Source organism: Nocardiopsis prasina DSM 43845 (genome assembly GCF_000341265.1).
Taxonomy (GTDB): domain Bacteria; phylum Actinomycetota; class Actinomycetes; order Streptosporangiales; family Streptosporangiaceae; genus Nocardiopsis; species Nocardiopsis prasina.
This window is the reverse complement of sequence record NZ_ANAE01000164.1, coordinates 33007-54162: the sequence shown is the minus strand read 5'-3', so window position 1 is coordinate 54162 and position 21156 is coordinate 33007. Positions and strand designations below refer to the sequence as shown.

Below are 21156 nucleotides of genomic sequence, written 5' to 3'. Positions count from 1 at the left end.
CCGGCCACCGGCACCGCGTGCCCGGAGACCGTCACGAGGCGCGGACCCGGCCCCCGTCCGGGCCGCCGCGGGCAGGGGCCGCGGCGGGCAGAGGTGGGTCCCCGTCCGCTCGGCCGCTGGGGGTGGCTGCTGCGGGAGAGGGGCCGCGCCCCTTCGCCGGGTCGGTGCCCGGCGGGGTCAGGCGCGGGGGTGGGCCTGCTGATAGGCGGAGCGCAGGCGCTCCACGGAGACGTGGGTGTAGATCTGCGTGCTGCGCGGGCTGGAGTGGCCGAGGAACTCCTGGACGCTGCGCAGGTCGGCTCCGCCGTTGAGGAGGTGGGTCGCGGCGCTGTGCCGCAGTCCGTGCGGACCGGAGTCCACCCCGGCGGCGCGCAGGTGGGCGTGGACGTCCTCGCGGGCCTGGCGGACACCCAGGCGTCCGCCCCGGACCCCGAGGAAGAGGGCTCCGACGGGCGCCCCTGAGGCGAACTCCGGACGGCCCCGGGTGGTCCAGGCGTCGACGGCGTCCAGGGCCGGGGCTCCCACCGGGACCGTGCGCTCCTTGTCGCCCTTGCCCAGGACCCGGACGGTGTCGCGGGAGCGGTCGAGGTCGGTGATGTCCAGGGCGCAGAGCTCGGCGACCCGGATGCCCGTGGCGTAGAGCAGTTCCACCACCGCGTGGCGGCGCAGTTCCACCGGGGTCGTCGGGGTGGGGCCCTCCAGGGCGGTCGCGGCCTGCTCCTCGTCCAGGACCGTGGGGAGGCCGCGCTGTTGGCGTGGGGTGGAAAGACGGGGGCCCGGGTCGGTGGCCAGGATCCCCTCGCGGTGCAGGTAGCGGGTGAGGGCGCGGACCGCCGCCACCCGTCTGGCGATGGTGGACCGGCTGGCCCCGGCCGCGCGGGCACGGGAGAGCCAGGCACGGACCAGGGGGACGTCGAGGTCTGCCGGGGTGCGGCCGCGCGCGTCGAGGTCCTCGACGAGGGAGGTGAGGTCGGCGAGGTAGCCGCGCACGGTGTGCGGGGACCGGCCCAGTTCGCCGGACAGGTGCGCGGCGAAGCGCTCCAGGAGCACGGCGGCGGGTTCGGGGGCGGTCAAGCGCGCTCCCGGGGCAGGCAGGCGACGGCGTCGATCTCCACGTGGAAGCGCGGGTCCACCAGTCCGCTCACCTCGACCAGCGTGGCCGCGGGCCGGTGCTCTCCGGGCAGGGAGTCCAGGAGCGCGGAGCGGAACTCGTCGAGGTCGGTGATGTGCCGGAGGTAGTAGGTCAGCTTCACCACGTGCGTCAGGTCGGCTCCGTGCCTGGCAAGGACGGCCTCCATGTTGCGGAAGATCTGCCGGGTCTGTCCGCCCGCGTCTCCCGCGACGTCACCGTCGGGAGCCACCGGGGTCTGTCCGGAGACGAAGAGGAGCGGGCCGTCGGCCAACAGGGCGTCACTGTACGTTCTGGCCATGGTCGAACCGTACCCAGGCCCGGGCGGCGGTACCCCTTGGGGTCCTCGGGCCGCACGGGTTCGCGTTCCCGGGCCGGGGCTCGACCGCGACCGGGCCACGGAGTCCGTCGCGGAGTCGGACCCGTGCCCCGTCGCGTCGTCGTGTGTGGCCGGTCAGGTCCGTAATCGGAGGTGGTCCGGGACACCCCTCCGAAGGGACCCGCCTAGGCGGCGCTCGGTTCCCACTGCGTGTCCAGCTCGTCGGCGGTGATGCGCAGGAGCTGGCCGTCGGCCCGCAGGATCGCCTCGTGGAGTCGTCGCAGGGGCATGGTGGGTTCCACTCCGAGCTCCTGGGCGAGCCGGAGGCGGGTTCCCCGGTAGATCCCCAGTGCCTCGGCCTGTCGGCCCGATCTGTACAGCGCGAGCATCAACAGGGCGAGCAGCCTCTCCCGGTACGGGTGGGCGGTGGTGAGCTCGGTCAGCTCGGGGACCAGACGGGCGTGGTGTCCCCGGTCCAGATCGATCTCGATCCGTTCCTGGTTGGTCAACAGCCTGAGTTCCTCCAGACGCCGAATCTCGTTCGCCACCACTCCGCTGTTGGGAATATCCGAATAGGGTCTTCCCCTCCACAGCGCCATCGCGTGGCAGTACATTTCGGAGGCCTGCTGGAGATCACTGCGACCGCGCGCCCTGCGGGCGAGGGCGACGGTCGTCTCGAACCTCTTCGCGTCAACCTCCGCGCTACACAAAACCATGCGGTAACCCGGACCGTCCCTAACCAGACGGCCGCTGTCGTCCAGCACCTTCCTCAGCCGGTGAACGTACACCTGTAGGGTGCTCCGGGCCCCGTCCGGCGGCGCCCCTTCCCAGAGAGCTTCCGCCAGTTCGTCCAGCGAGAGCCGGTGCCCGCCCTGACTCAGCAGTACGGCCAACAGACGGCGCAACATGGGGGCCCTGAGCACAACCGGAACTCCGTCCCGATAAATGACCAGTGGACCCAGAATCCCGAACTCAATCACGTCGCCTCCTGTTCGGGAAGTGCTCTACCCATCTCCGTGCGTCCGGAACGGGCCAGCTTTATCACTACTTTACGTGGCAAATCATTGCCGGCGGCTACCTTCAGCACGTGATGAAAGTAGGTCGAAAGACCTGTTCGGCGCAACCGGACAGTAACCGAGGTGTAAGTGACTTACCGCATGCTGGGTCCAGCGTCGACTGAAGCCTGCCAAGAAAGAGCGAGATGAACTCTGACGGGCGACCCCCCGCTCCACCGGGATCTTCGGGAGCCTCGCCCCTGTGGCTTCCGATGACCTCGATGTCCATGTTCGAGCGAGGCGGGACCACCCTCGTGGAGGGTGAGGGGGTCCGGGTCCGGGACGAGGCGGGGAACAGCTACCTGTCCGCCACGTCAGGCCTGTGGAACGTGACCTGCGGTTGGAACCACCCGAGGATCGTCGACGCCGTCACCGAGCAGCTGCGCCGGTTCTCCTACGGCACGCTGTTCCGCTACGGCCACGACACGGCCCGGGACCTCGCCGCCCGGCTGCTGGAGATCGCGCCCGGCGACTTCGAACGCGTCTACTTCTCCTCCTCCGGGTCCTCCGCCAACGAGACGGCCGTCAAGGTGCTGCGCCGGTACCGCAGCCTGGTGGGGCAGCCCGAGCGCCGCCTGGTGGTCTCGTTCGACGCCCACTCCTGGCACGGCACGGGAATCGGCGCCATGGCCCTGACCGGAGAGGACCTCGACCAGGAGGAGTACGGGGTGGACCGCCGGTGGAACCGGCTGCTCCCCTACCCGGACCCCTTCGCCGCCGAACGCGGGCTGGGCCCCGACGAGCGGACCTGCCGCGAGGCCCTGGCCGAACTGGAGCGAACCGAGGGAGACCAGGTGGCGGCGGTCATCGTCGAACCCATCCTGTGCTCGGGCGGTGTGCTCATGCCGCCGGACGGCTTCCTTGAGGAGGTCGCCGCAGCCACCAGGCGCATGGGCGCCCACCTGATCGTCGACGAGGTGGCCACGGGGTTCGGACGCACCGGGAGGATGTTCGCGAGCGAGCACACCGGCGTCCGACCCGACGTGGTCACCCTGTCCAAGGGCATCAACAGCGGGTACCTCCCACTGGCCGCCACGCTCTTCCCCGCCGAGGTGTACGAGGCCTACGAGGCCTCGGGGACCTATCTCACCCACGGGGAGACCCAGTCCGGCAACCCCGCCGCCTGCGCCGCCGCCCTCGCCACGCTCGACGTCATGGAGGACGAGAACCTGGTGGAGCGCTCCGCGAAGGCCGGGGCCCGGTTGCGGCAGCACCTGGACGCGCTCCTCGAACTGGACATCGTCGGTGAGGTGCGCGGCGAGGGCCTGGCCCTGGCCGTCGAACTGGTCCGGGACCCGGTGAGCCGCGAGCCCCTGTCCCCCATGGACATGGCGATGATCAGCCACCTGTGCCAGCGCAACGGGCTCCTGGTGCACCTGAGCCGCCGTTGCCTGCTCCTGTTCCCCCCGCTCGTCGTCACCGACGCCGAAGTGGACGAGATCGCGGCCCGGCTAGCCGGCGCGTTGAAGGCGGTGAGGTCACGATGACCGAAGCGGGCTCCACCATCAACCCCCACTGGTGGGTACCCACCAGGGTCGACTTCGGCGCCGGCCGTCTGCGCGACGTGCCGCTGGAGATCGAACGGACCGGCCGACCGGTCGCGGTCGTGGTCGACGACCACGCGGCGACGGCCGTCCCCGGCGTCGCCCAGCTGCTGGAACGGCTCGCCCCCGAGGTGATCGTACGCCGCGCCGCCTCCACGCCCACCCGGCAGGAGGCCGAGGACCTGGCCAACCGCCTGCGCGCGGAGGGTGTGCGCTCCGTCTGCGCGATCGGCGGCGGAACGGTGATGGACCTGGCCAAGGCGGCCGCCGCGGCGGTGGCGCTGCCCGGTCTCCTCACCGGCTGGAAGCCCGGCGGCGGGTTCGTCATGCCCGAGCCCGTCACGCGGGGCGGCCTGCCCGTGGTGGCGGTACCGACCACGGCGGCGACCGGCAGCGAGGTGAACGCCAAGGCGAGCCTGGCCGACGGCACGGACCGCCGCTTCCTGGTCCACTGGTCCCTGTTCCCCAGGGTCGCGGTGATCGACCCGATGCTGCACACGTCCCTGCCGCCCGCGCTGACCGCCGAGGGCGCGCTCGAAACGGTCGCCCGCCTCCTGGTCCCCATGGTGTCGGACCCGCCGACCACGGCCCTGCCCGACGAGGTCGCGATCGGTCAGATCAGGGCGGTCATCCCGGCCGCCGAACGGGCCCTGGCCGACGGCGACGACCTGGAGGCGCGCGGCACCATCGCGCTGGCCGCCAGCGTCAGTACGTTCACGCTGCACCAGATCGGCCGCCACCTGCACTCGTTCTGGGTCTGGTACCCGACCAACACGCTCACCGCGCAGGGACTGCGCAAGGGTCCGGCCCTCGGGGTCCTGCTGACCCGGTGGGCGCGGATGGTGGTCGACGGCGACAAGCTGGCCGGGCACGCCGACCGGCTCGCCGACCTCGGTGGCCGCGCGCTGGGTCTCACGGGGACGTCCGTGACCCCGGCCGAGGTCGCGGACGCGCTGACCGACCTCCTGCGCCGTTGGGGTTTCCCCACGGAGTTCGAGGAGCTGGGCCTGGACACCACCGCCGAGGAGCTGACCGAGCAGACGTGGCGGGCCTGGTCCGAGCCGCTGCGGCCCAGGACCCGGGAGCAGGTGCGTTCCCTCTTCGAGGGTGTCTAGGGCGTCTCCTTCCGGACGCTTCGTCGGTGGCGGCGCAGCCTCGACCGATACGCGTCCGCGAACCTTCGCCCTACTCCGATGTGCGAGGGCCGGGCCGGTCGAGAATTTCTCGACCGGCCCGGCCCCACGTGCGCCCGGTCCCGTCGGCATCCCCCACCACCGGGACCGGGCCGTTCTCGGAACCGCCTACAGCGGCACCTCCAGTGAGGCTCCGACGTGCGCGGCCACACCGATCGGCGCCACACACATCGTGGACGCCTCGGGCAGCTCCAGGTTGGCCTCGATCCCCGGGCCGTCGTAGGCGCACAGCGGGAAGGTCCCGAAACCACGGTCGGCCGCGACCAGGGCCGCTGCCTGGAGTGAGACGCCGATCGCCACGGCCCCCACCCGGAAGGCGCCGGGGCCGTGCTTCCGCACCAGTTCGGGCAGTTCCAGGACCGGAACGACCACGCCCGCCAGCGACAGGTTGAGCCGGTGTCCCGGGGCCCCGATCCGGGTGGCCACCCTCGGGTCCTTGGGCGGGACCAGCCTGCCGTGCCCGCCCAGCGGGCCGAGCACGGAGTCGACCGCCGCGGCCACGGGCGCCAGGTCCTCTGCGGAGGGCGGCGGAGCCACGAACCCGCCGACCGGGCTGCGGCGGCGCTGCATCGCGCGGTCCGGGTCGCGGGGCATGGTGATCTCGCCGAACTCCAGCTCCGGCCCGGGCTCGGAGCGGCGGGCCGCGCGCAGGACGTCCTGCGGGTAGCGGTCCGGGACCGGCGGGATCCGGACGGGCGCCGGGTCGCTGGCGGGCGTCACCGTGCTGGTCGGGCCGACCGTGACCACCGCGAAGGCGATCTCGGTCTCGTCGCCCAGGTCCAGGATGTGCTCGATCTCGTCGTCGACGAACGCCAGCCGGGGTGTGCACTCCCAGTCCAGACTGCGCCCCGCGATCAGCAGCTGCGCCAGCGTGTGGCCGGTGTCCAGCAGGTGCAGCCGGTGGGCGAACTTGCCGTACCGGCCCGTGGTGCGCTCCAGCCGGGTCGTCAGCACGATGGTGAGGTCGGAGACCGCACCGCCCAGGGCCCGCGCCAGACGCGGCCGGGGGTCCTCGGTGGTGACCTGGGTCAGCCCGTGGTGCACCGGGTTGTAGCGGTGCGCGCCGACCGGCAGTCCGGACTCCCCGCCCGAGAGCAGCCAGAGGTCCACCGGGTAGGCCGCGCCGCCGCTGGCGACCAGGCGCAGCAGGGTGGTCATCACGTGCTGCTCGTCGAACCCCCATCCGGGGGCGCCGGTGGGCAGGAACGCCCGTGCTCCCGAGACGGTCAGGAACCGGTGCCGGGCGAGTCCGTTGCCGGTGGCCAGCATGCGGGAGATGCGGTCGACGGGCCCGTCGGGGCCGTGACCGGGGCGGGGCAGGGCGTGCTCGGCCACCCCGGGCCGCCCGGCCCTCGTCGGGTACAGCTGGTACGCCCCCGACACCTGGGGCAGTTCGCGGTCGGCCAGGTACGCCAGGACGGTGTCCCGGTCGGCGTCGGTCGCGGTCGTGCGCTCGGCCGTGCTCATGAGTGCCCTTCTACGAGTTCGGTCGCGCCCGAGGCCACCATCGCCACGGCGTCGACCCCACAGGCCTGCTCCACCGCGTCGGCGACGACGTGGCAGTACAGGAAACGGTCCACCGGGCGGACGCCGATGCGCGCCAGGTGCAGGTACAGGAGGTTGAGCGCCACCCGGTAGCGGAGGAACCAGGGGGCCTCGCGCAGGGTCCGCTCGAAGTCGCCGGAACCGCGCAGGGTCCGGTGGAAGTCGCTGTGGCGGGTCTGTTCCTCCGTGGCGTCGCCGCCCTCGGCTCCCCCGCCGTTCGCGATCGGACCGTCGAGGTCGAGTCGGCCGTCGGCGAGCAGGGGCCGGGCGTCGTCTGCGGCCCGCACGAGTTCGCGGCCCACGGAGACAGTGAGTTCGTCCAGGTGGGCGGTGGCCCCTTCGGCGTGCGCCCGCACCCTCTGGACGAGGGGGTCGCGCAGCCTGGCGGAGCGTTCGTCGAACAGCGCGCGGACGGCCCGGGGGTCGGGGCTGCCCATGATGTGCGCCTCGGCGTGGGAGCGGTAGGAGACGAATCCGCGTTCGAGGTAGCCGCCCACCTCCTGGGCCATGATCAGCATGAGGTCGACGACGTGGGTGCTGAGCGAGGGGCCCTCGCCCACGGCCATGGTGAGCGCCGCGTCACTGGTGCGCTGGTGGAAGCCCTCGAACAGCGCGACGGCGTCGTGGGTGCCGAGCACGTGCAGCCGGGGGTCGTGCGGCTCCTCCTCGACGGTGTTGTCGGGCTGCTGCGGCTCCAGCGGCCCGTACTCCCGTTCGCGTTCGGCGAGCAGCCGGTAGGTCTCACGGAGGGTTGCCGGGTCGATCACCGTGGTGGAGGGGTGGGCGGCCAGTGCCGCCTCCAGGTGGCGTCGTGCCGCGGGGCGTACGATCCCCTCCCAGGCGGCGTCGTCGGCGTCCACGACGATCCGCAGGTGCGGACCCCGGCGCCAGTGCCGCGCCCAGTACGCGGGCAGGCCCTCGGCCGCCAGTTCGGCGAGCAGGGGGCGTACCCCGACCCTCAGCAGGGGCGCGGGGTCGGCGTCGTGGTAGGCGACCCGGAGCCGCCTGGCGGCCGTCACGACCCCACCGACACGGTGTCGGCCAGGGCCAGCCTGAGCAGTTCCATCACCAGTGCTTCCCGTTCCATGTGGACCCCGAGACGGTTGTTGTGCATGTGCAGCGCGGACAGGGTCGCCATCCCCCGGTCCAGGTGGGCGAGCCCGTCGGGCGCGGTGCCCTCGGCCGGCTCCAGCAGGCCCCGCGCCTCCACGTCCGCCAGTCCCTCCTGGAGCCGCTGGCAGGCCCCGAGCCACTCCCCCTCGCCGCCACCGGGCGAGGCGGTCAGAGCGTGCCGGACGAGATGGCGGACGCGGTCCCCGGACCGCTGCCAGGACTGGTCGACGACCCGCTGCCACTGGGCACCGATCTGCTCACCGATCCAACGGCCGACCATGTGGTCCACGAACCGGTTGACCCAGTCCGCGTCGCCGACCGTCGCCAGCCCGCTGGCCATGCACCACACGGCGCGGGCCACCGGGTCGGTGGGGGTGCCGACGTACGCCAGGGCGTCGCGGCTGGACGCGGTGAAGAACTCCTCGACGTGCTCCATGGCGGCGGGGCCGCCGTACAGCTCCGTCTCGGGCCGGTACGACTCCCAGGTGAGGGTGTTGTCCGGGAGGATGTCGGCCCCGGCCTCGTCGCCGGGGTTGCCGATCAGGTCGGCGAGCCGCTGGAAGTCGGCCGGATCCGCCTCGACGCGTGAGGGCCGCTGTCGGACCAGGTCCTCGAACCGGCTCCGGACCTCCTCGCGCGCGGTCTCGCGGTCGTCGGGGCCGGGCACCCACAGGCGGAACCTGACATGCGGTCCGCCGGTCCAGTAGCGGACGTAGAACCAGTGCGGCGCTCTGTCCCCCAGCGCCCGCACGGTCGGCGCGACGACGGAGGTGATCACCACCGCCGGGTCCTGGTGGTAGTAGCAGTGGGCCGTGATCCAGCTCATCGGCGCTCCCCCGGTAGTTCGACGGCGTACTCCACGACCCGGCCGGAGCCGAACACGTCCGGCGCGGCCTCCTGGAACAGCAGCAGGTCCCGCCCCTTGGACAGCCGGGCCAGCTCCTCGACCCCCCACCAGGAGCACAGGTCCAGGGGGCGCGGCTTGCGGTCCTTGGCCTTCTCCATGACCCGTTCGGTGGTGTCGACGACGTCGGCGGCCCGCGCGAAGACGACGTCGGGCAGCCCCAGGTCCCGGACCCGGCGGCGCACACGGGTGAACCGCTCGAAGTCGTCCCCCTCGCCGAGGTCCAGCTCCGCTCGGGGCACGATCCAGCTCCGGCGTTCCATGAGGACCCCGCCGACCCGCAGGCGCGGCAGGACCGACACCTCGGACGGTTTCGGGTTGACGTACAGCGCGCGGGCCCGCCCCACCAGCGCCCACGCCTCGGACATGGGGGTGGTCAGGTCGAGGAGGAAGCGCAACACGGGTGGGAACCAGAACCGGCCCATGGTCCCCCGGTGGACGAGCTCCACCGGGCGTTCGGCAGGACGCCACCACAGCGTGGGGACACCGGCCGGGTCCAGCCGGATCTCCAGGTCCGCCGGGCGGACCCGCCGTTCCGGGGGCCGGGAGGGGACGCACCCGGGCCAGACCAACTCGTGGGAGGCGTGGGGCGCCACCCGGTTGAGGGAGCTGCGGAACAGGCCCGCCACCTCGACCAGGAGTGGCCCGTCCCCGCCCCGGTCCTCGTACGGGACGGGCGGCTCCGACCAGCGGCGCACCCGGGAGCCCGCGGTCTCGTGGCCGGGAGCGGACGCGTTGAACGCGAGGGACCCGTCCGCCAGGGGCTGGAGGAACAGGGTGGTGGGGTGTTCCTGGGGCAGCCAGTCGGGACCGGCGTCCAGCAGCCGGTCCAGGGCGCCGGCGTCCGCGTCGAAGGCGGGACCAGTGCCGTCCGGCGGGGAGAGGAGTCCGAGCAGCCCGGTCTGGAACCGGCGCAGCTCCTCGACGCGTGGCACCCCGGTGTCGGCCAGGTGGAAGGGGTTGTCGCGCAGCGCGTGGAGGACGGCCGTGTCGGGGGCACCCTCCGAGGCGTTCGCGGGGGCGGCCTCGTTCCAGGCCAGCCAGGCTTCCATCAGGCCCACACGGGCGGTGGTCCCGAAGCGGCGTCCGAGCAGCTCCGCGATGGCCAGGCGGCCGGGCAGGGCCCCGTCGAACACCGACACCAGGCGCCGGACGCGGTGCAGGTCGCGGTCGAACGCCGACCAGTCCGGGGTTCGGGGCGCGGTGATCCAGCCGGGCAGCACGTCCTCGTAACAGAGGTACTTGCCCGGGATCAGGGAGGGGTCGCCCCCGGCCTCGGTCAGCGCCTCGCCGACTGTCGAGCGCAGACGTCCCAGGGAGAGCCACCGGTCAGCCGGCGTGTCGGCGGCCTCGACCTCGCCCGCGGCTTCGCCGACCCGTCTCACCGGGGAGGCCTCCGGCAGGCCGAGGCGGTCGGCCACGTCGGTCAGACGGTCCCGGGCCTGGTCGGGCACGCCGAGGTCGCTCTGGAGGAGACCGGCCTTGACCAGTTGGCCGAGCATCGACTCGGCCTCGGCTGCGGCCGCGCCGAACTCGGTGGTGAGGAACCCGGCGAGGTCGGCCGGGGAGGCGCCGTCCTCGGCCCGCCGGGCGAGCGCGAGCAGCCATGGGCGGGCGGGCACACCCACGCAGCGCCCGTCAGCGTGCACGACCATGGCGCGCTCGCCCAGGACGGTCAGGGTCGGATTGGTCCGCAGGAACAGCGGCCCGCGCCCGGTGACCAGCAGCCGCTCCAGCTGGAACTCGACCTCGGCGTTGAGTTCCAGGTGCCGGGAGAGCCGGTCCGGCTCCTGGACCTGGACGGTCTCCGCGGCCCCGCCCTCCGGTCCGGCACCGTCGCCGTCGGGCAGCGGTCCGGCGGTGGTCAGGGTGGAGAAGGGGCTGGTCTTCAGCGCGGTCCGCAGGACGTAGTTGACCACCCGTCGGCGGGTGTTGAGGTGTTCGGGGGCACTCGCCGGGCCGGAGAGCCAGGCCTCGACGTCGGGGTACAGGGCGTCGCTGGCCATCGCCAGGGCACGCCGGAAGTTCTCGTCCCGGACGAGGTCGGCCAGCCGCTGTTCGGCCTCCGACGTCTCGGCGCGGTAGGCCTCGCGGGCCTCCTCCCACCCCCGGTCCAGCGCCTCGTGGTCGGAGACCAACCGCGCGTGGAGTTCGCGCGCCGGTCCGGACAACCGGGCCGTGGCCGCCTCCGACAACGCCTTGGGCGCCCGGCCGTTGTGGACGGCCCGGCGGCAGGCCAGCAGCGCGCGGCGTACGGCGCGGTCCTCGCAGCCGCCCACCGCCGCGTGGATCAGGTCCGCCAGCTCCTCGCCCCTGCGGGTCAGGTCGCCCCGGAGGGCGTCGAGTTCACCGAGGCGGCGGGCGGTGTCGGGCAGTTCGCCGACCCGCGCGCTGGCGCTGGGCAGCCCCGCTACGCGTGCAACGATCAAGGCCGCACCCTCGTCCCCAGGTGCCAGGGCGCGTTGGGCTCGCCCAGTACCAGAAGAAACACCGGAATCTCCCGTTCGCCGTCGAGGCCCAGCAGGCGGGCGCACTCGTCGGCGTCGTAGCTGTTGGTCACCCGGGCGGACAGACCATGCGCGGCCGCGGCCAGGGAGACCCGCTGCGCCACCACTCCGGTGAGCAGCTGGGTCGCGCGGAAGGCACGCCTCGGGTGGTGTTCGAGCAGGCGCTCGGTGTCGGCGGTGACGGCCACCATCAGCGGCGCGGTCCGCGCGTTGATCTCCGTCCGCCACACGTCCATGGCTTGGAAGGGGGGACGCAGGTCTCCGTGGCTTACGGTGCGCAGCGCGCCGTCCACGAGCCGGTAGTGGCCCTGCGGCAGGGCGGTGACCGCACCGGCGATCACGTGCACCCCCACCTCGGGCGGGGCCGTCTCGTGCCAGAGGTCGTCGGCGGTCGGTCGGACCGCGTCGAGCAGGAGGTCGGCCACGACCCCCAACGGCACCGGCTTCGCGGTGGGCAGGAACACGTCCGGCCCGGAGTCGCGGCGGACCACCGCCGTCCCCGTGTCCGTGCCGCTCTCCCGCCGCAGCGGTGCCAGCGGCAGGTCGGGGGCCGACCCCGGCACCGCGGCTCCCGCTCCGACCAGCGGGGTGCTGGCGGGCGCCTTCACCGGCTCCAGCTCCGCCGGATCGTGCAGTCGCGAGGCCCGTTCCACGGCGAGGGTCCGGTAGCTGAGCGCCGGTTCGATGCCGTTGCCGCCCGCCACCGGGACCACGGTCCGTCTCGGCGGCACCGGAGCGGCCGTCCGATGACCGGGTGCGGTCGGAGCCTGCGCGCCGTCCCACAGGGGCAGGAGCGCCAAGACCGACTCCGAGTCGTCGTCCGGCAGCGCGAGCAGCCGGGCGACGGCCTCGTCGAGGAACCGGAGCCGCGCGTGCCCGCCCAGGCCCAGGGCCGAGGCCACCACCTGGAGGTTGCCGAGGACGAGCCCCGCCTCCTGGGTGACCAGCCGGTAGGCGTAGTTCCGGTACCGGAAGGCGGTCTTGCCCAGGCGGGCCGTGACGATCAGCACGGTCCGGGCGCCGTCGAGTTCCGCGGCTGCGGCGGCGGCCAGGTCGGACAGGCCGACGTCGTCGCGCAGCTCGGAGAGTTCGTGGTGGGCCGGGTCGTAGCGGTGGACGCCGCCCGGCGCGGCGTCCGACCACACCGACAGTTCGACCGGATAGAAGCAGCGCGCCGAGGCCACCGTGCGGTGCCACGGCCACTCCACCTGCGGGCCGATGTCCATGCGGGAGAAGCCGTAGCCGTAGAACAGCAGCTCGCCCAGTCGTTCCAGGTCCGAACCGTGGTCGGGGCCGGACCCGCCGGGGCCGGCTCCGGGACGCGTGTGCTCGTCCCGGAGCGCGGCCCCGAGCGGACCGATCCGGTGCCGCGGCCCGGTGGGAAGCGGGAACCTGCGCCGTGGCTCGGCGGGGAGGGTGAACAGCGGGGGGCGGGCGGGGTCGTCGAGCCCGCCCTGCCCCTCCGCGTGGATCGCCTGCCACCGGTAGTGCACGTCGTACAGGTACTCCCGCACCAGGGTCGCGTCATCGTCGTCGGTCACGGGTACCGCCGTCGTGTTCGGGTGCGTGTCCGTCATGGGAACGGGTGCGGGTCGGGGTTCACGTCGTCGAAGCCCTCCTTCGCCGCCGCCGCGAACACCCGGTCGAGTCCGCGCACACGGCGGAACCTGTTGCCGAAGGTCATCGGCAGCATCCCCGGAACGATCACCTTCACGCAGAACAGACCGCCCGCCCGGTGCTCGGGAGTGGTCTGGTCCACCACCAGCACCTCCAGGCCGTGCTGCCGCAGACGCTCGACGGTGTCGTTGAGCAGCGCCTCCAGGTCGGTGGGCCCGTCGGTGTGCAGCCTCGGGTCGGGCTCGGCCATCTCCCGCTTGGGCCCGTCGAACAGGAACGCCAACCGGTCCTGGGCCTCCGGCCTGCCGTTGAGCTGGCTGTGGTGCAGCATCGAGGTGCACAGGTCGGGGTCGTCGACCATACGCCGGGCGAGGTCCTGCACGTCGTCGGGCTCGTCCTGGTGCTGGGCGATGATCGGGGCCAGCTCCAGGAGCCCGGCCGCCACCGCGTCCTCCATGTCGAAGTGCGAGGCCGCCGCGCACAGGAAGCGGGCGTAACCGTCGCGCTCCTGCTCGTCGACGACGCCCACCCACACGCTGGGGATGCCGTGCTCGGTGGTGGTGTCCCAGGCGTGCGCCGTGTACCCGGTCAGCCGCTCGATGCGCTCAAGCAGGAGCGGCACGGTGGTTCCCTTGGCCGTGCTGAGGTCGATCTCGGCCGGGGTGCGGCGCGAGTACCAGGTCATCAGGAACGCGTCGCGCTCGATGACCTCCATCAGCCCGTGCAGGATCGTCTCCGGCATGGAACCGCCGACGGCGCAGCCGTTGGACACCTCGTACAGGAACCGGGGACGGTCCGGGCGCACCAGCCGGGTGCGGTAGTAGGCGTAGGTCTCCGGCACGAGGACCGGCCTGTCATGGGTGAGGGACCTGCCCCAGACCCAGTCCAGCTCCGACTCCTCGGTCCACCGCTGGCACGGGAAGCCCTCCTCGTCGTAGCGGTGCTCGTCGTGCAGGCCGAGCCGTCGCAGGTCGAGGGCCTCGGGGAGGTCCTTGTAGGCACCCGTGACCACACTGCGGTGTCCCGACGGGCTCATCCCGCCCCAGCGCTCGACCGCCTCGGCCACGGCCGCGGTTCCCGACTCCCGGTAGGAGGGGGTACGGCCGATGCCCTGCTCGATGTCGGTCGAGTTCCGCAGACCCAGCGGCGCGGTCATGTTCGGGAACACGCCGCCGCCGTACTTGAAGAGGGTGCGTACGAGGCCGACGTCCCGGTCCACATAGGTGGGAAGGAAGGACTCGTCGTCCACGAGGGACTTGGTCCGCATCGAACCCGGCTTGTGGGACAGCGAGGTGCTCGGAACGAGTGTCTCCGTGTCCTCGGGGCTGTCCTCGGGCAGCGCACCGCACACGGCGCACAGCGGGTCGGGCAGGAGCACCGCGCGGCGCACACCGAGGCCGATCAGCCGGACGACCATGACCGACCGCCGCTCGGCGGTGTCCTGGTCCCGGTCCAGCTCGACCAGCCTGCCAGCGACCTCGGCCGCGAACTCCGCGTGCAGGTGGGTCAGCGCGGGCGGCGCCCACCTTCGGAGCCGCTCCGGATCGCGGCGGTCGATCTCGGCCATCGGCTCCGGGAACTCCCGGGCCAACAGCAGACGCGACTCCAGGCACTCGGGGCACCCGGGGCGGTCCTCACGCACCACCGGCCCGACGTAGAGCCGGTCCCGGCGCGCGAGCACCGGCAGCACCGGCCCGCTCCCGGCGGGGATCTCCGGCAGGACACCGTCCTCACCGACCACCACCGTGTACTCCGGCGGGACCACGGCCCTGAGGGCCTCGGCCAGGACACCGGTTCCCACCACGGTGGGGGCGGCCGTCAACGACTCGGTCACAGCTCCACCACCCTGACCAGGTGCGGCGTCGCCGTCCGCAGAGCGGGCTCGCCGTCCAGTTCCACGACCCCGAGCCGGTGCCCGCGCGCGGCCAACAGCTTGACCGCGCCCTCGGACGTCAGCAGGTGTCCGGTCAGCGGGGCCGCCGAACCCTCGGGTTCGGGCACGCGTTCCGGTCGTGGCGGCGTCGTGACGGGGTTCTCACCGCACTGCACGGCAGTCGTGGCGCGGATGACGGCCAGCGAGGCGGCGGAGGCCAGGTCCGGGCCGGAGGCGCGCGTCAACGCCCCGGCGTCGGAGGCGGCCAGGACCGTCGGCAGCTCGGCGTCCAGCTGGAAGAGGCGGACCCCCGACTGCGCGAGCAGTTCCAGTCGGCGCAGCTGCTCGCCGACGGGTTCGGGGAGGTCGTCCCGGCCGATCAGCGGAGCCCGTTCGGGGACGGGCACGGCCCGCTCCGCGGCGTAGTCCAGCACCGCCTGGGAGAGCGCGGACTCACGGTCGAGCGCGGCTCCGATACCGGGGACGTGGGCGTCGGTGATGTCCACCGGCTTGACCACGGGACCGGTCTCACCGCTGACGAGGTCCCGGGCCGGTCCGCTCGCCGGATGGGCGGCGGCCAGGCGGCCGAGGGCGGCCAGGGTGGCGCCGTGCCGGGCCTCCACGAAGGCGTCGGCCACACCGAGGACGTCGGTGGTCTGGCCGCCCTTCACCAGGCGGGCCACGGCGACGCGCAGCGGCAGCTGCTCCGGGTGCTCCTCGATCTCGAGGAGCGGGCCGGTGAGCGGGTCGAACAGTTCGGCGGCGGCGTGGGAGAACGCCTCGCTGTCGATCGTCGCCCGCGGGTCCTCGCTGGCGGGAGCCGGTGCCGCGCCCACCGGCAGCACGCGCCCGGTCTGGGACTCCAGGGTCTCCAGGTCGATGCGCTCCACCTCACCGGAGACCGGCGCGGGGTAGGCGCCCGTCACGGCGCGGAAGGCCGCGAACAGCGCGGTGTTGGCGGGCACGCCCACGGCGGGTCCGCGCAACCAGGTCGAGGGTCCGGCGGGGAGGGTGCCGGTGTCGGTCAGGCGCGCCTTGGCGTCGGCCCAACCGGCCGCACCGCCCGGGATCGGTCCCACCCACGCCGAGTCACGGGTCACCAGGACCGGCAGGAGAGGAGCCGTGCAGGCCTCCGCCACGGTGTCGATGAGCGCCGGGTCCTCGGTCAGCACGACCACGAAGTCGGCGGCGGACACGCTCGCGGCGAGGTCGGCGGCCGGGGTCTCGACGAGTTCGAGGGCGGGGTCCTCCTCCCGCAGCGCGGCGAGGTCGGCGGCGCGCGCGGCGCGGGCGTCGGCGTCGTCGGAGGGGTCGACGACCTCCACACGGCTACAGCCCAGGTGCCAGGCGGCGCGCGCGGCGGAGTCGGCGAGCGGGGCGTTGCCCACGACGACCATGCGGGTGCCGCGCCAGGTCTGGAACCGCGCCGGGCCGGAGTCGCACCGGAAGTCGACGTAGGCGATCTCCGCCTGGTAGCGCTTGAGCTCCGTCTCGGTCAGCGTGTGCGGCAGGTCGTCGCTGACGTCGCGGACGAATCCGTTGCGTTCGAGCAGCCCCACCAGGTCGAGGGCCATCTTCTGGTGGGCGGGCGACAACCCAGAGGTCAGGTCCTCGAGCGGCACGGAACCGTCCAGGCTCGGCGCGAGCAGTTCCACCCACTGATAGATCGCTCCACCACGCAGTGTCACTGACCGTGCGCTGTCGATGATGAAGGCCCCGTCGGCGGTCGGGACGTAGTAGACATCTGGCCGGAGTTTCGGTCGCATCCGCGCCCTTCTCTTCTCTCTCACTGTTGCGAGGGGACGACCCCGGCACGGAAGCCCGCACCGGGACCGCCCCGCCGGATCAGCTGCAGCAGCAGCAGGGGCAGCAGCTACAGCAGCTGCAGCAGCCGCCGCCACTGCCAGACGCGCCGATCTCCATCATGGCCAGCGTGGAACCGAGCGACTCGATACCACCGGGCTGGTCCGAACCGAAGCCGAGAACACCCTCACTGCTGGTGCTGAATTCCTCGACCGGAAGGTCTCCGAGACCAGCGGAGATCTGGTCAGCCTTCATCGACATGGAACCTCCTCCCTTTCTACGTAGGAACACCGAGGCCCTTCTGCCCCGGTGCTGCACCATCATCCCCGCCGCTGCTTACAGCGCACCTACAGCGGGTTTGCACCTGAATGCATTCATGACCAAGGTCCCCGACGACCCGGCCGACCGCCAGCCGCGGCACGGGGCGGCCGACCAGGTCACTGGGTCAGCTGCAGCAGCAGCAGGGGCAGCAGCTGCAGCAGCTGCAGCACTCGCCGCCGCCGGAGGCGCCGATCTCCATCATGGCCAGCGTGGAACCGAGCGACTCGATACCACCGGGCTGGTTGGAGCCGAAGCCGACGACACCCTCGCCACTCGAACTGAATTCCTCGACCGGAAGGTCTCCGAGGCTTGCCGAGAGGTGACCGGACTCGATAGACATACGATCTCACTCCTTTCTTCGTCCAAGGTTTGACAACGCGTCGAGTAATCGACGCCTACCACTCTGACCAATCGCAGTTACAGACTGACTACTTCGGGCTTTACTCGAATGGGTATACCGAACGCCGCCGGGCTCCGGACCGCCGTGTCCGCGTGCCCCGCGTCGGACCGACGGGTCCCGGCCGCACCCGAGACCTCCGACCGGCTCTCCTCGGTCCTGTCACCGAGGCCGGGAGCGACGGCGCTCCGGGAGACGCCAGCCCGCCTCGCAGCGTTCCACCAGGCCCGCCGCCGCCAGCATGCCCAGTGACCGGATCGTCTGCTCCAGGTTCCCGGTGCTGTTCGAGGCGACCACGGCGGTGCCCACGCCACGACGGGTCACGGCCGAGAGCACCCGGGCGGTCTCCCGGTCCAGTTCGGCGGCGGGCACCAGGGGACCCGCTACCTCGGGGACGGCCTCGCCCAGGGGAACGACCAGCTCCACCACGTCGTCCGCGCGGGTCACGCAGCTGGCCCGGCCCTCGCGGAGCAGACGGTGACAGCCCACCGACATCGGCGAGGTCACCGGCCCCGGGACGGCCATCAGCACCCGGTGGAGATCGGTCGCGTGGGAGGCGGTGTTCAGCGCCCCGCTCCGGGCCCCTGCCTCCACCACCACCGTGCCGGGGGTGAGCGCGGCGATCAGCCGGTTGCGCACGAGGAAGTCCGGGGTTCGCGGGGTCCGGCCCACCGGCCACTCGCTGACCAGCACCCCCGTGCGAGCCACGTCCGCGAACAGCCCCGCGTGACCGCGCGGGTAGTCCGTGTCCAGACCACAGGCCAGGACCACCACGGTGCTCCCCGTGGTGAGCGCCGCCCGGTGCGCGGCGCCGTCCACTCCGTAGGCTCCTCCGGAGACCACCGAGAAGGAGCGGTCGGCCAGTTCACAGGAGAGCTCGGCGGCCACGTGCAGCCCGTAGGAGGTCGCGGAGCGCGCGCCCACGACCGACACCGACCGCAGGCAGAGGTTGCGCAGGTCGCCCATGCCCCGCACCCAGAGCCCGTAGCAGACGGGCAGCTCGTCGAGCCGCCCCGGCCACTCGGGGTCTCCCGGGGCGACGAACCGGACCCCGGCCTCCGCCGAGGCGTCCAGCAGCCGGTCCGGGTCCACCCGCCGCGCCCGCTCCGACCAGCCCCGCCAACTCCGCATCGCCTGCTCCGACGGCGGCGGGCGCCCCGGGGGCGGCTCCCCCGAGAGCAGGGCCGCCCAGACTGTGGCGGCCCCGTGCTCGTTCACCAGCGGCCCCAGCCAGCGGTGGCTGGGTGGCGCCACCGCCGTCAGACCGACGCGTGCGCGTGCCTCGTCGGTCACCGTCACCACGCCCTTCCCGCCCAGAGGGCGTAGGCGTAGGAGGTCTCCTCCTCGGTGGGGCGCTCGCGGCCCGCGAGGTCGGCCAGGGTCCAGGCCACCCTCAGGGCGCGGTCGACCCCTCGGGCACTGATCTGTCCGGCGTCCATCGCCCGTCCGAGGACCCGCAGGGCCGCTGGCTCCACCGGGAAGTCCCGCCGCAGCCTGGCTCCGGGGATGGCCGCGTTGGTGCTCCAGGGGGTGTCCGCCAGCCGCTCCCTGGCCCGGGAACGGGCCTGCGCCACCCGGGCGGCCACGGTCGCGGAGGACTCGGCGAAGGCCCGGTCCGCCAGGAGTTCGGCCCGCGAAACCGGTTGGAGTTCCACCTTGAGGTCGATCCGGTCCAGCAGCGGGCCGGACAGCCGGGAGAAGTACCGCCGCCGCTCACCGGAAGGACAGGTGCAGAGGCTGCCGGGCTTGGCGCAGGGACACGGGTTGGCTGCCAGCACCAACTGGAAACGGGCGGGGAAGGCCACCGTGGAGGCGGAGCGGGCGATCACCACCTCACCGCGTTCCAGGGGTTCGCGGAGCGAGTCCAGGACACCCCGGCCGAACTGCGGGGCCTCGTCCACGAACAGGATGCCGTGGTGCGCCTTGGACACCCAGCCCGGCTGGGGGTTGCCGTGACCTCCCCCGATGATCGAGGCGCGGCTGGAGGTGTGGTGCGGCGCGGCGAAGGGGGGCACGGTGACCAGTGGCGCGCCGGGCGGTAGCAGCCCGGCCACCGAGTGGATCGCCGTGGCCTCCAGGGCCTCGGTGGAGGAGAGCGTGGGCAGCACCGTGGGCAGACGTTCCGCGAGGAGACTCTTACCCGTCCCGGGTGGGCCCAACATCATCAGGTTGTGCCCTCCGGCGGCGGCGATCTCCACGGCCCGCCGGGCCACCGGCTGACCGAGCACGTCAGCGAGGTCGGGGCCGCCGTGGTCCGGGGCGACGACCGGTGCGGGCCTCTCGGCGGGCGGTTCCGGCTCCTCCTCCCCGCGCAGCCAGCCGCACAGTTCGGCGAGGTCGGCCACGGCCACGACCGTCACGTCCGGTACCAGCCGGGCCTCCGCCAGGTTGCCCGCGGCCACCACGAACCGGGTGAAGCCCTGCTCGGCCGCGGACACCATGGCGGGCAGTACCCCGCGCACCGGGCGGGCCCGACCGTCCAGGCCGAGTTCGGCGATGAGCACGGTCCCGGCCAGCCGGTCCAGCGGCACCTCACCGGCGGCGGCCAGCACCGCACCGGCGATGGCCAGGTCGAAGAGGCTGCCGGACTTGGGCAGGCTGGCCGGGGACAGACTGATGGTGATCTGTCCGCTGGGCCAGGCCTCGGAGCTGTTGGCCACCGCGGCGCGGATCCGGTCCCGGGCCTCCCGGAGGGCGGCGTCCGGCAGCCCCACCAGGGTGACCCCGGGCTCTCCGCCGCCCAGGTGCACCTCCACCTCGACGATGTGCCCCTGGACGCCCAGCAGCGTCACGCAGTGTGTGAGGGCGAGCGACATCAGCCCATCCCCCGTTCGTGGGAGACGAACACGCGCCCGCCCGAGACCAGCAGGCAGACCCCGTCGATCCGCAGCGGCCGGGGCGGGCAGCGGTGCAGAAGGGCCCAGGACCGGCCCAGCCCCCGCAGTCGGCGGCGTTTGCTCTCGGTGATGGCCTCCACCGGATGGCCGTACCGCAGCGAACCGCGGGTCTTGACCTCGGCGACCACCAGGAAGGGCCCGTCCCGGGCCACGATGTCGATCTCCCCGGCGCCACCCGGGGCCCGCCAGTTGCGGGCGAGCACCCGCATCCCGGCCCGTTCGAGGTAGGCCGCGGCGAGCTCCTCGCCGCGGCGTCCCACTTTCCTTCGGTACTCGGCCCACCGATCCACCGGCGACCACCTCCCGTAACCACGGTCGGTGATCGGGGCCGGGCACGCCAGGGGTCAGTTTCTCCTGTGGATAACCCGCTCCACGGAGAGGGAGGGAGGGGGACGCCGCGGGACGGCTACTCCCCGGGACCGCCACCGTCCGCCGGGGGCATCTCCAGGTCGGACTTGGTGATCTCCTCGACGTTCACGTCCTTGAACGTCACCACGCGCACGTTGCGCACGAACCGGGCCGGGCGGTACATGTCCCAGACCCAGGCGTCCTCCATCACGACCTCGAAGTACATCTCCCCGTTCTCCGTCGAGCGGGGCTGGAGGTCCACGTGGTTGGTGAGGTAGAAACGCCGTTCGGTCTCCACCACGTAGCCGAACAGGCCGACGACGTCGCGGTACTCGCGATAGAGCTGGAGCTCCATCTCGGCCTCGTACTTCTCCAGGTCCTCAGAACTCATGTGCGCGCTCGCTTTCGTCAGCACTCTCCGGTCATGATGTGCCGGTCCCCCTGACGTGGCAACACCTCCGCCACCCGGCTGGTACCCGCCGGAGACGGCCCCACGCGTTCGGGGAACGCCGATACGATCCGAGTTCCATCATGCGTCACGGAACGGGCTTTTGTGCCCCGTCGAGCGGAATTCCTTCGACGGATCGGTCA

At 72.9% G+C, this 21156-nt stretch carries 18 protein-coding genes; 2 read left to right on the top strand and 16 right to left on the bottom strand.

What is annotated here, in order from left to right; genetic code table 11:
- Positions 1-177: 177 nt before the first annotated feature.
- The 3 genes from D452_RS0120355 to D452_RS0120345 all read right to left on the bottom strand — a co-directional run bounded on the left by D452_RS0120355 (position 178) and on the right by D452_RS0120345 (position 2371).
- Positions 178-1074, bottom strand: coding sequence for a tyrosine recombinase XerC (locus D452_RS0120355; protein WP_017545990.1), 897 nt, complete (start codon positions 1072-1074; stop codon positions 178-180).
- Positions 1071-1430 (bottom strand): RidA family protein, encoded by a 360-nt coding sequence (locus D452_RS0120350; RefSeq protein WP_017545989.1) that lies wholly within the window; start codon positions 1428-1430, stop codon positions 1071-1073. The genes D452_RS0120355 and D452_RS0120350 overlap by 4 nt, the downstream gene beginning before the upstream one ends.
- Positions 1431-1633: 203 nt before the next feature.
- The gene (locus D452_RS0120345; RefSeq protein WP_239646426.1) at positions 1634-2371 is read right to left on the bottom strand and encodes an AfsR/SARP family transcriptional regulator; all 738 of its coding nucleotides are present in this window, start codon (positions 2369-2371) and stop codon (positions 1634-1636) included.
- A gap of 353 nt (positions 2372-2724) precedes the next feature.
- On the opposite strand from D452_RS0120345, the gene D452_RS0120340 reads away from it, so the two are divergent.
- Together D452_RS0120340 and D452_RS0120335 are read left to right on the top strand one after the other, a co-directional pair.
- Complete coding sequence (locus D452_RS0120340) at positions 2725-3990, top strand: aminotransferase family protein (protein ID WP_233515717.1); 1266 nt, start codon at positions 2725-2727, stop codon at positions 3988-3990.
- Complete coding sequence (locus D452_RS0120335) at positions 3987-5162, top strand: iron-containing alcohol dehydrogenase (RefSeq protein ID WP_017545986.1); 1176 nt, start codon at positions 3987-3989, stop codon at positions 5160-5162. The genes D452_RS0120340 and D452_RS0120335 overlap by 4 nt, the downstream gene beginning before the upstream one ends.
- A gap of 186 nt (positions 5163-5348) precedes the next feature.
- Here D452_RS0120335 and D452_RS0120330 read toward each other — a convergent pair whose 3' ends face one another.
- From D452_RS0120330 to D452_RS0120270, 13 genes are all read right to left on the bottom strand, one after another.
- Positions 5349-6707, bottom strand: coding sequence for a SagB/ThcOx family dehydrogenase (locus D452_RS0120330; RefSeq protein WP_017545985.1), 1359 nt, complete (start codon positions 6705-6707; stop codon positions 5349-5351).
- Entirely contained in the window at positions 6704-7804 is a 1101-nt protein-coding gene (locus D452_RS0120325) for a thiopeptide maturation pyridine synthase (protein WP_017545984.1), read from the bottom strand. Before D452_RS0120325 ends, D452_RS0120330 begins: the two co-directional genes overlap by 4 nt.
- Complete coding sequence (locus D452_RS0120320) at positions 7801-8724, bottom strand: thiopeptide-type bacteriocin biosynthesis protein (protein ID WP_017545983.1); 924 nt, start codon at positions 8722-8724, stop codon at positions 7801-7803. The genes D452_RS0120325 and D452_RS0120320 overlap by 4 nt, the downstream gene beginning before the upstream one ends.
- Positions 8721-11231, bottom strand: coding sequence for a lantibiotic dehydratase (locus D452_RS0120315; protein WP_017545982.1), 2511 nt, complete (start codon positions 11229-11231; stop codon positions 8721-8723). Before D452_RS0120315 ends, D452_RS0120320 begins: the two co-directional genes overlap by 4 nt.
- Positions 11228-12850 carry a SagB family peptide dehydrogenase gene (locus D452_RS0120310; protein WP_239646425.1) on the bottom strand — a complete coding sequence of 541 codons (1623 nt, stop codon included), beginning with the start codon at positions 12848-12850 and terminating at the stop codon, positions 11228-11230. The genes D452_RS0120315 and D452_RS0120310 overlap by 4 nt, the downstream gene beginning before the upstream one ends.
- 32 nt (positions 12851-12882) lie before the next feature.
- On the bottom strand, positions 12883-14760 hold the full coding sequence (locus tag D452_RS0120305) for a TOMM precursor leader peptide-binding protein (protein WP_017545980.1): 1878 nt from the start codon (positions 14758-14760) through the stop codon (positions 12883-12885).
- Positions 14757-16565, bottom strand: coding sequence for an NAD(P)-dependent oxidoreductase (locus D452_RS0120300; protein ID WP_017545979.1), 1809 nt, complete (start codon positions 16563-16565; stop codon positions 14757-14759). The genes D452_RS0120305 and D452_RS0120300 overlap by 4 nt, the downstream gene beginning before the upstream one ends.
- A 79-nt stretch (positions 16566-16644) precedes the next feature.
- Entirely contained in the window at positions 16645-16863 is a 219-nt protein-coding gene (locus D452_RS0120295) for a hypothetical protein (RefSeq protein WP_017545978.1), read from the bottom strand.
- Positions 16864-17047: 184 nt separating this feature from the next.
- On the bottom strand, positions 17048-17263 hold the full coding sequence (locus D452_RS31850) for a hypothetical protein (RefSeq protein WP_017545977.1): 216 nt from the start codon (positions 17261-17263) through the stop codon (positions 17048-17050).
- 219 nt (positions 17264-17482) lie between these two features.
- Positions 17483-18622 carry a DNA-processing protein DprA gene (gene dprA, locus D452_RS0120285; RefSeq protein ID WP_017545976.1) on the bottom strand — a complete coding sequence of 380 codons (1140 nt, stop codon included), beginning with the start codon at positions 18620-18622 and terminating at the stop codon, positions 17483-17485.
- The gene (locus tag D452_RS0120280; RefSeq protein WP_017545975.1) at positions 18616-20136 is read right to left on the bottom strand and encodes a YifB family Mg chelatase-like AAA ATPase; all 1521 of its coding nucleotides are present in this window, start codon (positions 20134-20136) and stop codon (positions 18616-18618) included. Before D452_RS0120280 ends, dprA begins: the two co-directional genes overlap by 7 nt.
- Positions 20136-20507 carry a YraN family protein gene (locus D452_RS0120275; protein WP_026129501.1) on the bottom strand — a complete coding sequence of 124 codons (372 nt, stop codon included), beginning with the start codon at positions 20505-20507 and terminating at the stop codon, positions 20136-20138. The genes D452_RS0120280 and D452_RS0120275 overlap by 1 nt, the downstream gene beginning before the upstream one ends.
- A gap of 116 nt (positions 20508-20623) precedes the next feature.
- Entirely contained in the window at positions 20624-20956 is a 333-nt protein-coding gene (locus D452_RS0120270) for a DUF2469 domain-containing protein (protein ID WP_017545973.1), read from the bottom strand.
- Positions 20957-21156 lie beyond the last annotated feature (200 nt).